We start from the raw sequence: 12,296 nt of genomic DNA on the forward strand, positions 1-12,296 counted from the left end.
CAGGCGAATGACATTAAAGGACTATTTTGATTCGACTAAGGGATATTGTGTCTTTTCAACTTCTAACAAGTATGGTTCAGTTAACGCTGCTGTATATTCCCGTCCGCATGTAATGGAGGATGGAACTCTGGCTGTAATAATGAACAACAAGCTGAGCCATGCCAATGTCAGCGAGAATCCTAACGCCCATCTTCTGTTCATTGAAGAAGGTAAAAGATACAAAGGGAAGCGTTTGAGCCTTTCCAAAGTCAGGGAAGAGCAGGACACCGAACTGCTGTTTGAATTGTGCCGTCGCTGCAAAGATGACGGCCTTGAGCCGGAAGGTAAAACAAGGTTTCTAGTCTTTTTTAAGGTCGAGAAAGAGCTGCCGCTCATCGGAACCAATGAATAGAGATATTGTATAGAATGTTCACTGAGAGTAAGTGAATGAGCACAAAGGGTATCAGTCTGAGATTGATACCCTTTTTTCCGGTTGAAGAAGATGAACAGGATTGCGCCCGGGAATCTTAGTCCGCAGGCTCTGCCATTGCCGTTCCTTTGTTATATTGACATTCGTTCCTCTTTCCGATCATACTTCGTGCAAATAATTTCAAGGAGCTTTGATGCTATCTCAGTATTTGGATCTTGTGCCCGGTGTTATGAAAAAACAGGGCAATCATAGGTCTTAGCTGTTCAGGCGGCGTGTCTTTGCGCCGTTCCCATCTGGTTGTTTTCGACCGGCCCATGCTGTTTCTACGGAAGCAGGTCTATAGGCATGCCCTTTTTTCATAACACATTCTCCATCGTATGGCTCCGCACACGTTTGTCTTCGGACATGGTGGGCGGCAATTGTTCTTTGCGTGTCGGCTATATGTCGATGAAAATTTTATGGAGAAAAAATGACTTTATCCAACAATATAGAGATGGAAAATAACGAATCAGCCCGGTATCTCAGAAAGCTCGGCTGGAATGATTCCCTTGAACAGGATTTAAAAGCTGCTGATGGCCATCCTGACAAAGTCGGCCGGGTTATGAGTGCTCAGCGAAATTTGTTTCTCGTCTCAAACGGGCAGACTGAAAGGCTCTGTTCTCCGTCCGGCAAGTTAATGCATTGCAGGCAGGGCGGATATCCGGTGACCGGGGATTGGGTGCTTACCGATGGTGATGTAATTAAGCGCGTGCTCTACCGCAATAACATCCTGTGCCGTGGCGAGGCCGGGGCACGTGGCAAACATGCCGTTGCTTCCATTCGTGAACAGCCCATTGCCGCCAACGTGGACATGGTGTTTATCGTCTGCGGGCTGGATCGCGATTACAATATCCGCAGAATAGAGCGGTATATGGCACTGGTATATAATTGTGCGATGGCCCCGGTGATTGTGCTGACCAAGGCGGATTTGGCTGACGATCCCTATCCGTTTTGCGAAGAGGTCGAAACCATTGCCTTTGGTGTACCCGTTGTATTGACTTCCATAAAGGATGGCCGGGGCATAGGTGAGCTGCACGATTATCTGGGAGAAGGCCGGACCGTAGCCATGCTCGGATCATCCGGAGCCGGAAAATCCTCATTGGCGAACATGCTTTACGGCAGCGATATTCAGCTCACGGCCGAAGTCAGCAGCAGTGTCGGCAAGGGGCGACATACCACAACGACCAGGGAACTTATCATCATGCCCCGGGGCGGTCTGTTGATGGATAATCCGGGCATTCGTGAGATCGGATTTTCCGCAGCAGGTGACGGCTTGGAAACAGCGTTTTCCGATATTCAGGAATTAGCGGAATCATGCCGTTTTTCCAATTGTTCGCACCTGCGTGAACCGGGTTGCGCAGTTCTTCAAGCTGTTGAATCCGGCGCGCTCTCGACTGAGCGGTTGGAGAGCTATCACAAAATGCAGCGCGAAATGGATTATGTTCAGGAGCGCAGCAAGAAGAGTGCGGATCGGCTCGAGAAGGAACGGTGGAAGGATGTAGCCATGGAGATTAAGCGGATTAATAAAAGGCGGTAGATAGGATTTCAGTTTGATTGATGAAGGACCGGGGCGGTGGCTCCGGTCCTTTTTTATTGGTTTACGGGTAATCTGACTTGGCTTGGCGGGGGTGAAGGTGTATGGGAGTGAGAAAGTTAATAACAATGGGGTTGTCGATGGATATACCAAAATTCTATTCGCTGATACTGCTAAAGCCGTTTTGCGGGACAGGGCTTAGGCGATTGACCTTCTTGCGATGTTTAAGAAGCTTCGGATTGGTGTGAATGTCTAATGGTTGAGGAAGTTGAAGTTGATTGTGGATGGTTTGAGAAGATTTAAATTATGTAGGTTTATATGCGTAATTTTATTAGAGATAAGTTGAATGTTGTATATAGTGATTTTTGTCATTCAGCTCAAAATTCGAATGGTCTTTGCCCGCTGAAAGAGTTTTCCTTTAGAGGTAGAAATTCTCCCGATTATTCAGATCCTTTGGTTAGGCAATATTATATGCTTAAATTTTTTCCCGGTTATCTAGCTGAATACTATTTGATGTATCGCTATTTATTGAATCTTGAATTTGTGCCGAATGACCATATCGAAATCTTATCACTAGGTTTTGGAGCAGGCATAGACTACTGGGGGTTTTACTTTGCAGCAATGGAAGTTGTCGGAGAGATTTGTTTTGAAGATTTTACATATACTGGTCTTGATATTAACGATTGGGAGTACCGGGACCGTTTAGGTAATGCTGGGATATATTTTGAAGATCAAGATGTGGGTGGTTTAGATGTTCTAGATTACGATGGATATAATGTAATTGTGTTTCCAAAGTCTATTAGTGATTTTCCTGATGGTGCGTTTGATGCTCTAATTGGGGCAATTAGGCAGACTAATTTTCGTAGAGGTAAAATAGCTATTTTGTGTTCTCTGATGACAAATGAATCTAGAGCATACGATAACAGTCGGTTGAGGCGTATTGTAAGTGTTTTTGTTGATGACCTTGGGTACGAATGTTTAGATGACTTAAACGAATATATAAGGATGAGAGAGCAAAATGTTGGCTTGAACACCCTTGTAGGTGGTTTTGATTACTCGTTGAACATTAACGAAACCATTATGAAAACATTGGAAAAGTGTCCAAACTATATCGCGAATGGTAAAAGCTGTGATGCTGGCTGTTCTTCAATGAACACGTATCCAATATTAAGAACTAATTATGTCAACTATGCAATACGTAGGTTGTCCAAGGAATAAGTATGAAATGGAAGAGTGTCGAAATAAAAGTTTCTGATACCGTCGTATCGGGAGTAGCCCCAGAGATAATCTCAGCAAGTCGTTCAACAGATATCCCAGCCTTCTATTCTGATTGGTTTTTTAATCGTCTTGACGCAGGCTATTCTAAGTGGATCAATCCGTTTAATCGAAGGGCGCAATACATATCTTTTGAGCGAACAAGAGCAATCATTTTTTGGAGTAAAAACCCACAACCCATTTTGCCGTATTTGAACGTATTGGAAGGAAGGGGAATAGGTTACTATTTTCAATTCACAGTCAATGACTATGAGCTTGAAGGGCTTGAGCCAAGTGTGCCGCAGTTGGCTAGTAGGATTGATACCTTCAAAAGGATATCTGACTTAATTGGACCTGATAGGGTTGTCTGGCGATTTGATCCCCTGATTCTTGCCAATTCATTAACTGTAGAAAGCTTACTTGAGAAAGTTAAATCCGTTGGTGAAGCTTTAAATGGTTATACTTCGAAGCTTGTTTTTAGTTTTGCAGATGTGATGAATTATAAAAAAGTTCAGAATAATTTAAAACGGCAAGGCTTTGTTCATAGAGATTTTACATTGCCAGACATCGAAGCTTTAGCATCTGGTATTTCAAGTTTGTGTTCAGATTGGAAGATATCTGCATTTACATGCGGAGAGAAGGTGGATTTGTCAGAGTTCGGTATACATCATAATAAATGCGTTGATGACAAGTTAATCCTCAAGATAACAAATAACCATCCTGACATATTAAAACTCTTTGGTCAGTCTGGAGCAGAGCAGCTAAGCCTTTTGGATGTAAATCGCAAGTCTAAGCCTAAAAAGATAAAAGACACAGGACAAAGGGCAGAATGTGGATGTATTATTAGTAAAGATGTCGGGCAATACAACACATGTCCGCATAGATGCGTGTATTGTTATGCAAACACATCGGAAAACGTTGTAGCTAATAATATCAGAGCTTTTATCTCTGATGGTGAGTCAATAATTCCAGAGTAAAACTTACAATATCTAAATTTTCGGCTCTACCTCAAAGACAGGGGCGATAGAATAATCCGATAAAAGAAAAAGGACCTTAATCTAAACGATTAAGATCCTTTTCGGAAAAGTGGCGGAGCCGAAGGGACTCGAACCCTCGGCCTCCGGCGTGACAGGCCGGCGTTATAACCAGCTTAACTACGGCTCCGCTGTATATTAAGCGCGTTAAGTGACGCTTAGTATCTGAGGTGGTAGGCGGAACAGGGCTCGAACCTGTGACCCTCGGCTTGTAAGGCCGATGCTCTCCCAACTGAGCTATCCGCCCTCAGGAAGCATCTTTCTAAAGAGACTCGCTCAAGTTGTCAACAGATTTTTTCCAAAAAGTTTCAAATTTTATTCTTTTACCCATTCTATGGCTTTTTCTTTCTCCTCGGGCTTGTAGTGACGCACTTCAATTGAGGGAAAAAGTTTATCGCCGATCTTGAGCAATGACTCATGCCATTTCTTTTCGGAGACAACGGCCTTCTTGGAAAAACGTTTCAAGTTGGGCAGTGCGAACTTAAGATCTTCAAGCAGCGCACTCAGGGATATACCCCCCAGCTCTTCAAGCTCAATATAAATAGCAATTCTGTCTTCAGTCTCCATTTTTTTTTCGCAAACTTCAATCATGCTTTTCATGTCTTCGTCTGTGATTTTGCCATTGATCCTGAGTCCTAGAACTTTAGGGGCTATGTCAATCATTTCCATCATGAGTTACTCCTTATATGGTGGTCAGCGCAGACCGTCTTCAGGGAGAGAGACTGTGAATACAGTCCCTGTCTCCTTTCCTGATTCAAATGTTATACTTCCGTTTAGAAAATTCTCGGCAAGCAGTTTCATACTGTATGTGCCCAGTCCACGGCCCTGTCCTTTTGTTGAAAAAGACCGTTTGAATATCTGTCGTTGAACCTTCTCTGGTATAACGCTTTCATTGTGGACCCACAACAGAATGCGGTCATCTTCTTTTTCTGCACCTAAAGTCACTTTCTCCATGCTTTTTGATGCTTCAAGGGCATTCTTGATCATGTTTCCGAGAATCCTACTCAAAATGACCGGATCTGTTTCAATGTCTGTGTTTATACTTTGTTCGGAAATTTCGATGGATATACCCTCGCATAACTCCTGGGATAAGTATATTTCTTTGAGCCGGCTTAGTACCGCTCCGGTGGAAGTAATCCGGGGGTGAACAGGCAGCCTGCCCTCTTCGGCCTGACTTAGGGCTTTCTGGGCCTGTATCTCTTCAGCAATATGAGAGATGGTTCTGTTCATTGTGATGCATTTCTCCGCCGCCTTGTCTGTCACGGTGTTTTTGCAGACCATCTGTGCTGTGTATTTGAGTCCGGTGACCAGATTCAGGACATCATGGTAGAACAGATGTTCAAGGTTTTGTTTTCTTTTCTCGTGACTGATATCAATCGCAGTGAAAAGAATGAAATCGTGATTGTGGTATTTAAAGGGAGAGGTGAAAACCTGTAGGTTGAGAGCCTGCTCTTCATGGTTTATATTTCTTAGTATGCGGCATTCATCAGTAGAACTTGCTCCATCCAGTGATTTAATTATCGCTGAAGCAGCTCCGCATTCCCTGCAGAATTTGCTTGTTCCGCACCCGCCTTCATGTGCATTTGAGTGTATGCAGCCCAGCGCTTCACCGGGGCGCAGCCCCAGAATGTTGTGAGGGGTGTCGTAAATTGAGGTGTGCTGAAAAATCATATTGCAGAATACGGTCTGGCGGTCATTATTGATAATGATAAGGGGGACGGGAACAGCGTTGAAGACATTGATAAGAGGGTTAGCCAGCAGCTCCTGCGCTATTGATTCAATTTCCTGTTGATCGGATCTTTCAGCGGGTGCGAAATCAGTGGGAAGCGGGGGACTCATGTATTACCTCGTTCATGGCTGCTAAACAATGTTTCAGTATTAATTCCTATAGCTGATTTTAGATCACATGCATAGAGGGCAGCACTTATTGACAAGGCTGCACCAACGCCCTCAATGGGTTTTGCTGGTCAGGATTAGAGCATTGTGTAATCTTGAAGCGGGGCAGTTTTGAGTTGGCAGGATGGAAAATCCGCTGGGACGGTTTGCGTGATAATATACAAGCAGCTAAGCGGTAAGTGGTAAAAATCGTTGTTGCAGCAGGTCGGTTGTTGGATAGCCAGAAAGAATGTCCGAAACAGGGCTAGCTGCAATGTCCCTGTTCCGGAATATTTTATTCTACGTTTTCAGAGGAGATGAGTCCTCTTTCCCTGAGGTATTCAGCAATGACCAGAGTTTTGCTCCATGCAAGCGAGCCGCCCATGCTGATAGCTACCTGACAGGTCTCAAAGATTTCAATAACAGTGGCTCCGGCTTCAATGGCCTTCTCAGTCTGTGAAATCATGCAATCTTTGCATCCGGCCTGAATTCCCACTCCCAGAGCTATCAGGCGTTTTGTTTTGAGGCCCAGGGAACCTTCATCAAAAACAGCCTCCTTTACGTGTTTGTAATACGCTTCATTGAGGTCTGGCATTTCTGCCTGGGAAACCTTGAAAAGTTCCCGCATTTTTTGTTCATATTTCAATATGGAATTACTCAAAACCTTAACTCCTTTTGGAATTGGGGTCCTAAACTGGCGGCTGAGTTTTCAGCCTTATCATTTTCAGAAGAAAAGGCAATAAACATTCGTCTCCCCTTAGGCTGGCGGTAGATGAAGACTTTGAGAGTTATCTGGAATGCTAAATGGCTTTGGGATAATGAGGAAATAGATTTGCGGTGGAAAAGTTTTTTGCAGCAGATTAGGCAGTCGCTGTAACCAGCGTAAATAAGGAAATAAGGAGGAGATATCTATGGATAGTGAGTCCCGGGCTGAGCAGTTCAGCCGCAAAATGTGTGATATCCTCAACTACGGGGCATTGAATCTGGCTATGGCTGTCGGTTATGAAACCGGGCTATTTGAAACACTGGCAGCAATTAATCAGGAGGCCGGTTGCGGTGAAATTGCCGAGCAGGCTGCGGTGGATCAACGTTACCTTTATGAATGGCTTGGAGTCATGGTTGCGGGCGGTATTGTTGAACTCAGGAGTGCTGGAGGGCGGGAGTTGTTTTTTCTGCCGCGGGAATATGTTCCTTTTTTGTGCCGTTCCGGCGGGAATTCAAATATGGGTGTGTATACTAGGGAAATTCCGTTGCTGACCGAGTGTGCAAAGGAACAAGTTGTAAAGGGAATGGCCAGCGGCGAAGGGATTCCGTACTCAAGATACCCCAGATTCTATGAATTCATGGAGCAGCTTGCTGACGCTAAACATCGGCAGGTACTTGTAGAGGTATTTCTTCCCTCAGTGCTGGACGGAGAAATTGTCCGCAGACTCGAAACCGGGATCAGGGTCTGTGACATCGGGTGCGGAAGTGGGGTAGCTCTTGAACTGATGGCTGAGGCTTATCCACGTTCGAGTTTTACTGGTATTGATATTTCAGAGTCCTCGATCATTCAGGCCAGTGAAAGGGCTCATACTAAGGGGCTTTCGAATATTGAGTTTGATGTTGCTGATGCGGCCGGGGTGGTGAAGGGCGCAGGGACATATGATTATATTACCGCTTTTGATTCCATCCATGACCAGACAGATCCTTTTGCCGCTCTTGAAAATATATATGCCCTGTTGAAACCTTCCGGGATATTCTCCATGATTGATATCGCCGCTGAGACAGGCATTGTTGGTAACGCGGAGCACCCAATGGGGCCGTTCCTTTACACGGTCAGCCTTATGCATTGTATGCCCGTTGGGCTTTCCGAAGGTGGAAGGGGGCTAGGCATGATGTGGGGCAGGCAGAAGGCTGTGGAGATGTGCAGGGCCGCCGGATTTAAGGATGTAAAGGTTGAAGAAATTCCGCAAGATGGCTTTAATTTTCATTTTTTATGCTCAAAGTAGTAAGTCTTCATTTTTTTACACTTTTATAAAACCACAAGGCTGATTATAAATTATAGCTTCAGATGGAATTGTTTGGAAAGAATAGATAAACGTGGTAGAATAATAAAAGTTTAGATTAATCTGCCATCCGGATAACGATTCTGGATGGAAATAATATCTGCATGTAGAGTATAGAGGGTCCGTAATGAAAGTATTGGTAGCGGAAGATGATTTTGCTTCAAGAAATTTTCTGCATTTCTTTCTCCGAAGGTATGGTGAGGTGGATATTGCTGTTAATGGCAGGGAAGCTTTAGAGGTTTTCAAGGAAGCCTTAAAGAACAAAGAGCCGTACGATGTTGTGTTCATGGATATCATGATGCCGGAGATGGATGGTCTGGAAGCGGCCAGAGAGATCAGAGAGTATGAGCGGGAGTTCAATATTTCACCTTCAGAGGAAACGTGCATTATTATGGCTACTGCTCTTTCAGACGTAAAAACAGTATTCAGAGCATATAATAAAAGTGAGGCTACTGATTACATTGTTAAACCTTTTACTGTGGAAGCTTTGACGGCAAAACTTACAGAGATGGGTGTGATTGATAATGAGTGATGCTTTTGAGATGGATCTGTTTTTGGTCGAGTTCGTTTCAGAGTGCAGGGAAGCTACTGAGCTTGCTGTTCAGGATGTTCTCAATCTTGAACAGGTGCGCGATCAGGATTCAGTTGACCGCATTTTCAGAGCGCTCCACAGCATAAAGGGAAATGCTTCCATGTTCGGGCTTATGGCTCTGTCGGAGTTTGTTCATAAGGTGGAGGATACATGCTCTGATATTCGCTCCGGTGAGCGTTCCATTGATAAACAGGCCATCAATGTATTGCTTAGAAGTTTTGATTTTATTGAAGATGCATTTGATAACATCATTGAAAAAGGTTCAGATGAAATTGATTACAGCAAAGGATATGCTTTACTGAAGGAGCTTGCAGGTGAAGCTGGCGGTTTTGAAAGCGAATCGGAACTGCCTGAAGATCCGGTTCCGCATGAAAAATCTGATTTGCAGGAAGTTTCGAAAGTTCCAGAAGATTCAGACGTTCCTGAAGATTTAGACATTCCGGAAGTTCCATACGTTTCAGAAGTTCAGGATGTTACGGGTGTTCAGGTAATTCCTGAGGAAACTGAACAACAGGCTTATTCAGGCTCAGAACAGGTAAGTCCTGAACTTTCTCCTGAGATAGTTGATGCTTTGTCCGGAGAGGTCCTGAATGGACTTCACGATGATGCTTATATTCAAAGCGATGGGGCGGAAACATTGGCCCGTCTGGAAGAAGAATTCAGGAAAAGTGTAGAGGGTCAGAAAGACAGGCTGACATCAGAAAAAGCATTCTCTGAGTGTGATTGCAGTTCGGCCTATCCGGCCAGAGAAAATCCGACAGCTCTTATTGTTGATGATGATTTTGCGACCCGTAAAATTTTTGTCTCATTTCTATCCAAGTATATGCCCTGCTATGTGGCCAAGGATGGTGTTGAGGCTATTCAGGCTGTGACAGAAAGTTTCGCAGGCAAGACACCCCATTTCGACTTGATCATAATGGACATAATGATGCCCAATATTGACGGGCTGCAGGCCTGCAAAGCCATCAGGCAGATTGAGCAGAGTAAGAATATGGACTCTTTTTCAAAGGAGTCTAAAATATTTATTGCCAGCACGCTGAGCGATGACAAGACTATGTTGAAAGCTGTGTACGAGTGCGGAGCAGATACTTATCTTATTAAGCCGGTCGAATTTCCTGATCTGCGTCGGCAACTGGTCCGTTACCGTCTGGTTGCACCGGAATAGGGGAGGGCCTGTCATGAGAGGGATGATTCCTGTTTAAAAGGTTTCCAGTCTCATTTGCTGTTTTTCTTTTTCATCTTTTTATACCATTTTTGGTCTCCGTAAAGTTCATCGGAGCATTCCTGACACATGCCGTGGCTGAAAAGTATATCTGAGTGGTTTTCCAGAAAAGTTTCAAGGTTGTTCCAGTATCCTTCATCATCTCTTATCTTTTTGCATCTGGCGCAGATAGGAACCAGTCCACTCAACACTTTTACATTATCAAGCGCTTCTTTGAGTTCTCCTATGAGAAGCTCTTTTTCTTCTTCAGCTTTTTTGCGCTGTTCAATGTCCGAGCTGAGCTCTTGATTCAACTGGAATATCAGTCGTTGGCGTCTGCGCATTTTATACTGCTGGATAAAAATAAATATAAGTAACAGTATGGCGGCTGAGTAAGAAGCAGCCCTTATTGTCGCGTAGAGAGCATTATTAATTTCTACATGGCTCAGTTTCAGGACCCAGTTTCCATTAGGAACCTTGATGTTGATACTGACTGTGTCTTTGTCGTTCCAGTGCGGTGATTCATAGAAAACAGGGGGGACTTCAGCGTCCGGGTCATGACCTTCAAGGTGAATAAAAGTTCCCTGTTTTTCCATATCTTTTATAAAGGTAGGTAGAATATCCTCAACGAGGAGAAGGGCGATAGTGAAACCCCAGAACTGCTCCCTGCCGCTCTTTTTAATGAAAATCGGTTTGCGGGCGATAACTGCATATTTTTGGTTCTGGATTAGTTTAACCGGGCCTATAAAGGTTGTTTCTTTGCTGTTGACCGCCTTGCGGGCCCCGTCATCCCGGCTCTTATCTTTGAGTAGATCGTGGCCCAGAGCCCCTTCGTTTCCCGCAAGCGGGTAAATATGGCTGACAATTCCTTCAGGAGCCAGTTGGACTGTGGTTGCCGCAGAGTCATAGCCAACAATCTGTTTTCCCCAGTTCTCAAACCGGGCAACTGAAAAATTATTCGAAGTAAGAAGCACTTCAAGTGTCTCTGTCACGAATATGCCTTCTATTATTTTTTGTTGGATATCCTGGGCGAGAATCGCTCCTGTATTGAGCATTGAATCTCGTACAAGAGATGTTTCATGCTCGTAGTCTTTCTGTATCAATGCTTCGGAAAGACTGATTATCAGTAAGAATATCGCTATGCAGAACGCAGCTGTTCCGCTCAAATATTTTCTGTCGCTAATTAAGTTGCCTTTATTTTTCATGGCGTTGGTATTGATATCAACATTTAATGATTGGTGAAATTTCCAACTTGAAGTTAACTGATATCAAAGAAGATTGATATGGGTTTTTATAATTATTCTGGACTGGTGGCGGATTGTCACTTTTAAAGTCTTTTCGGTTACTCCGGTTTTTAAACCAGATATCGTATTAAGGTAGATCTTTGATTCAGATAGAGAGTTATTTTAGTTCATGTCGGAGCTGATGTAGCTTTAGAAAGGGGGCGGGGAAGAAGTGAATGTTCATTTCCAGAGCCTTTTTAAAAATTTATTTTGAGTCTGTATTGAATTGTCCTTCCAGTTTTTCGCCATCCAGCCATCTGCTGTACATTCCTTCAAAATCGGCCATTACTTCTCCCAGCAGTGGGAGGAAAGAACATATCTGCCCATTGATATTATATTCCGAAAGGTAAGCGGCCTGTCCGGCATAAATAAGATCTTTCTGGACCATGATCAGTGAATTCTGAGGTACGGTGACTTTATTTTTTGAAGCGTAGCTTTGTTTACATATTTCTACGTCTGAAGAAATCCAGTTCCGGCAGACTATGGGCCTTACTTCATAGATTGAACATTCATTATCAATAAGAAACGGGCATGGGCTGAAATATGTTTCGGCATATTTTTTAAGAGTAGTGTTTTCCAGTTCCTTAGCCGCGGAGTAGCACTGTTCAGCTATTTCGGTGAATGCGTCTGTTGAATAGTTACGGGCCAGATGGAGGCATATATTGAAAGCCTCTTGCGGCATTATTGTGATATGCGAAGAGCAGCAGAACGAGCATCCTGATTTGCATGCAATTTTAAAAGCAGGGTCTATGCTTTGAATCTGTCCCAGAAATGCATTGAAATTGGCTTCAAAGAAATCAATCCCTTTATCGGTCAGTAATTTCGGGAAAAGATTCTCTCCGGGATCAATTCCCTTTAGGTCCGCGCAAACCGCGAAACTCATATCCTTCAGCAGCTTTTGCATTTCAGGGTGTTCCCTGAAGAGATCAAGTGAATGCCCAAGAATATTATTTACAATTGTATCCAGACTATTGCCCATATCAATCTCCTGACCTAATTTAAACCCGGCACTCTAAAAAATCTCACC

At 43.8% G+C, this 12,296-nt stretch carries 12 protein-coding genes and 2 tRNA genes; 7 read left to right on the forward strand and 7 right to left on the reverse strand.

All coding sequences use genetic code 11. The annotated features are described in order from the left end of the window. Window positions 1–7 precede the first annotated feature (7 nt). The 4 genes from ACZ5PW_RS05180 to ACZ5PW_RS05195 all read left to right on the forward strand — a co-directional run bounded on the left by ACZ5PW_RS05180 (window position 8) and on the right by ACZ5PW_RS05195 (window position 4,213). The gene (locus ACZ5PW_RS05180) at window positions 8–391 is read left to right on the forward strand and encodes a pyridoxamine 5'-phosphate oxidase family protein (protein WP_464558610.1); all 384 of its coding nucleotides are present in this window, start codon (window positions 8–10) and stop codon (window positions 389–391) included. A 487-nt stretch (window positions 392–878) separates the two neighbouring features. Then, window positions 879–1,985 carry a ribosome small subunit-dependent GTPase A gene (gene rsgA, locus ACZ5PW_RS05185; RefSeq protein WP_464558612.1) on the forward strand — a complete coding sequence of 369 codons (1,107 nt, stop codon included), beginning with the start codon at window positions 879–881 and terminating at the stop codon, window positions 1,983–1,985. A gap of 315 nt (window positions 1,986–2,300) precedes the next feature. After that, window positions 2,301–3,200 (forward strand): hypothetical protein, encoded by a 900-nt coding sequence (locus tag ACZ5PW_RS05190; RefSeq protein WP_464558614.1) that lies wholly within the window; start codon window positions 2,301–2,303, stop codon window positions 3,198–3,200. 2 nt (window positions 3,201–3,202) lie between these two features. Then, window positions 3,203–4,213, forward strand: coding sequence for a DUF1848 domain-containing protein (locus tag ACZ5PW_RS05195; protein ID WP_464558616.1), 1,011 nt, complete (start codon window positions 3,203–3,205; stop codon window positions 4,211–4,213). Window positions 4,214–4,323: 110 nt separating this feature from the next. On the opposite strand, the gene ACZ5PW_RS05200 is transcribed toward ACZ5PW_RS05195, so the two are convergent. The 5 genes from ACZ5PW_RS05200 to ACZ5PW_RS05220 form a co-directional block, all read right to left on the reverse strand. Next, window positions 4,324–4,400: transfer RNA gene (locus ACZ5PW_RS05200), tRNA-Asp, on the reverse strand. A gap of 41 nt (window positions 4,401–4,441) precedes the next feature. After that, window positions 4,442–4,517 (reverse strand) — tRNA-Val (locus ACZ5PW_RS05205). A gap of 68 nt (window positions 4,518–4,585) precedes the next feature. Then, on the reverse strand, window positions 4,586–4,942 hold the full coding sequence (locus tag ACZ5PW_RS05210; RefSeq protein ID WP_464558618.1) for a SpoIIAA family protein: 357 nt from the start codon (window positions 4,940–4,942) through the stop codon (window positions 4,586–4,588). A gap of 21 nt (window positions 4,943–4,963) precedes the next feature. Then, on the reverse strand, window positions 4,964–6,109 hold the full coding sequence (locus ACZ5PW_RS05215; protein WP_464558620.1) for a sensor histidine kinase: 1,146 nt from the start codon (window positions 6,107–6,109) through the stop codon (window positions 4,964–4,966). A 331-nt stretch (window positions 6,110–6,440) separates the two neighbouring features. Continuing rightward, window positions 6,441–6,806, reverse strand: a complete 366-nt coding sequence (locus ACZ5PW_RS05220) for a carboxymuconolactone decarboxylase family protein (protein WP_464558622.1) — start codon at window positions 6,804–6,806, stop codon at window positions 6,441–6,443. Window positions 6,807–7,056: 250 nt separating this feature from the next. Between ACZ5PW_RS05220 and ACZ5PW_RS05225 the strand changes: the two genes are divergently transcribed. From ACZ5PW_RS05225 to ACZ5PW_RS05235, 3 genes are all read left to right on the forward strand, one after another. After that, window positions 7,057–8,136 carry a class I SAM-dependent methyltransferase gene (locus ACZ5PW_RS05225; protein ID WP_464558624.1) on the forward strand — a complete coding sequence of 360 codons (1,080 nt, stop codon included), beginning with the start codon at window positions 7,057–7,059 and terminating at the stop codon, window positions 8,134–8,136. A 184-nt stretch (window positions 8,137–8,320) separates the two neighbouring features. Then, complete coding sequence (locus tag ACZ5PW_RS05230; RefSeq protein ID WP_464558626.1) at window positions 8,321–8,725, forward strand: response regulator; 405 nt, start codon at window positions 8,321–8,323, stop codon at window positions 8,723–8,725. Further along, window positions 8,718–9,950: a response regulator gene (locus ACZ5PW_RS05235; RefSeq protein ID WP_464558628.1), complete on the forward strand. Its 1,233-nt coding sequence runs from the start codon at window positions 8,718–8,720 to the stop codon at window positions 9,948–9,950. The genes ACZ5PW_RS05230 and ACZ5PW_RS05235 overlap by 8 nt, the downstream gene beginning before the upstream one ends. 50 nt (window positions 9,951–10,000) lie before the next feature. On the opposite strand, the gene ACZ5PW_RS05240 is transcribed toward ACZ5PW_RS05235, so the two are convergent. Continuing rightward, entirely contained in the window at window positions 10,001–11,152 is a 1,152-nt protein-coding gene (locus ACZ5PW_RS05240; protein ID WP_464558630.1) for a CHASE domain-containing protein, read from the reverse strand. 322 nt (window positions 11,153–11,474) lie between these two features. Continuing rightward, complete coding sequence (locus ACZ5PW_RS05245) at window positions 11,475–12,248, reverse strand: YkgJ family cysteine cluster protein (protein ID WP_464558632.1); 774 nt, start codon at window positions 12,246–12,248, stop codon at window positions 11,475–11,477. Between the last annotated feature and the right edge of the window lie 48 nt (window positions 12,249–12,296).

The sequence above is a fragment of the Maridesulfovibrio salinus genome (genome assembly GCF_055394525.1).